Annotated in this window: 3 protein-coding genes and 2 pseudogenes; all 5 read right to left on the reverse strand. The window is 62.7% G+C overall.

The features are described from left to right. Nucleotides 1–83, reverse strand: a pseudogene (locus tag EN884_RS34360) (50S ribosomal protein L23); the annotation flags it as partial. Continuing rightward, a complete protein-coding gene (rplD, locus tag EN884_RS34365; RefSeq protein WP_013531423.1) occupies nucleotides 80–700 on the reverse strand; it encodes a 50S ribosomal protein L4 in 621 nt (206 codons plus the stop codon). The pseudogene EN884_RS34360 and the gene rplD, both read right to left, overlap by 4 nt. Then, entirely contained in the window at nucleotides 700–1,428 is a 729-nt protein-coding gene (rplC, locus tag EN884_RS34370) for a 50S ribosomal protein L3 (protein WP_013531422.1), read from the reverse strand. The genes rplD and rplC overlap by 1 nt, the downstream gene beginning before the upstream one ends. A gap of 61 nt (nucleotides 1,429–1,489) precedes the next feature. Next, nucleotides 1,490–1,798, reverse strand: coding sequence for a 30S ribosomal protein S10 (gene rpsJ / locus EN884_RS34375; RefSeq protein ID WP_010909272.1), 309 nt, complete (start codon nucleotides 1,796–1,798; stop codon nucleotides 1,490–1,492). Nucleotides 1,799–1,867: 69 nt separating this feature from the next. Beyond that, nucleotides 1,868–2,001, reverse strand: a pseudogene (tuf, locus tag EN884_RS34380) (elongation factor Tu); the annotation flags it as partial.

Raw genomic sequence — 2,001 nt, forward strand, 5'->3', positions numbered from 1 at the left:
ACCTTGTTCTGCTCGGAGGCCATGGTCGACTTTTCGGTGATCGCCGGCGAGACGATCACGTCGTAATGACGAAGGTCGGTCATTTAAAACGCTCCTCGAGAGCCTCGACGGCGGCCTTCGAAAGGACCAGCGTGCCGCGGCGCAGAATGTCGTAGACGTTGATGCCCTGGATGGGCAGCACGTCGATGTTGGGGATGTTCGTCGCCGCCAGCTTGAAGTTCTTGTCAAGCTCGGCGCCGCCGATCAGCAAAGCATTGGTCAGGCCCAGCGTCGCGAAATTCGCGATCAGCGCCTTCGTCTTGGCCTCGGTCAGCTTCAGCTCGTCGATGATGATGATCGACGCGCTCTTGGCCTTGGCCGAGAGAGCATGCTTGAGGCCGAGAGCGCGAACCTTCTTCGGCAGTTCGTGCTCGTGGCTGCGAACGACCGGGCCGTGGGCCTTGCCGCCGCCGCGGAACTGCGGAGCGCGTGCCGAATGGTGACGGGCGCGGCCCGTACCCTTCTGCTTGTACATCTTGGCGCCGGTGCGCGCGATCTCGGCGCGACCCTTGGTCTTGTGCGTGCCCTGCTGCTTCTTGGCAAGCTGCCAGCGCACGACGCGCTGCAGGATGTCTTCGCGCGGATCAAGGCCGAAAATCTCGTCGGAGAGTTCCACCTTGCCGGCGTCCTTGCCGCCCAGCGTTGTGATCTTGAGATCCATTATTCCGCTCCCTCTGTGGCCGGAGCCTCGTTCTTGGCGCCACTTTCGGCAGCAACGGCGCGGATCGCGGCAGGCTTCGGCGCATTGGCCGGCAGTGCCACCTTGGCCGCATCGCGAACCAGGATCCAGGCGCCCTTCGATCCGGGAACCGCACCGCGGATCAGGATCAGGCCGCGGTCGGCGTCGGTCGATACGATCTCGACATTCTGCGTGGTGACGCGGGTGTCGCCCATGTGGCCAGCCATATGCTTGCCCTTGAACACCTTGCCCGGGTCCTGGCGCTGGCCGGTCGAACCGTGCGTACGGTGCGAAACCGAGTTACCGTGCGTTGCACGGCCACCGCCCATGTGGTGGCGCTTGATGACGCCCTGAAAGCCCTTGCCGATCGTCGTGCCCGTCACATCGACCTTCTGGCCGGCGACGAAGTGCTCGACGGTGATCTCGGCGCCGACATCGATCATGTTGTCGGCGGAGACGCGGAACTCGGCGACCTTCGCCTTCGGCTCGACGGAAGCGGTCGCGAAATGGCCGCGCATCGCCTTCGACGTGTTCTTCACCTTGGCAAGGCCAACGCCGAGCTGAACGGCGGTGTAGCCATTCTTCTCTTGCGTGCGCTGGGCCACGACCTGGCAGTTCTCCATCAGGAGAACGGTGACGGGAACATGTTCCCCGGCATCGTTATAGATGCGGGTCATTCCCACCTTCTTTGCAATCACACCTGAACGCATCGGTTCAATTCCTTTAGAGTTCCGGGCCAGGGGCACCGCCCCTTACCGCGCTCTCATTCCCTTAGAGCTTGATCTCGACGTCGACGCCGGCGGCCAGATCGAGCTTCATCAAAGCATCGACCGTCTGCGGGGTCGGATCGACGATGTCGAGCAGACGCTTGTGCGTGCGCATCTCGAACTGCTCGCGGCTCTTCTTGTCGACGTGAGGCGACCGGTTGACCGTGAACTTTTCGATCCGCGTCGGCAGCGGAATGGGGCCGCGGACGTTTGCACCGGTACGCTTGGCCGTCGACACGATTTCCTTCGTCGAGGCGTCGAGCACGCGGTGGTCAAACGCCTTAAGGCGGATGCGGATATTCTGTCCGTTCATGCGTCACTTCCTTGTTCTGGCGCGGCGCGGGCAACTCCCGCGCCCGCGACAGATCGGTTTAAGTCCAAATTACTCTTTGATGGTGACGACGATGCCGGCACCGACGGTGCGGCCGCCTTCACGGATAGCGAAGCGCAGCTTCTCTTCCATGGCGATCGGCACGATCAGCTCGACATCGACCGTGATGTTGTCGCCCGGCATCA

Source organism: Mesorhizobium sp. M7A.F.Ca.AU.001.01.1.1 (assembly GCF_004022735.1).
Taxonomy (GTDB): Bacteria; Pseudomonadota; Alphaproteobacteria; order Rhizobiales; family Rhizobiaceae; genus Mesorhizobium; species Mesorhizobium ciceri.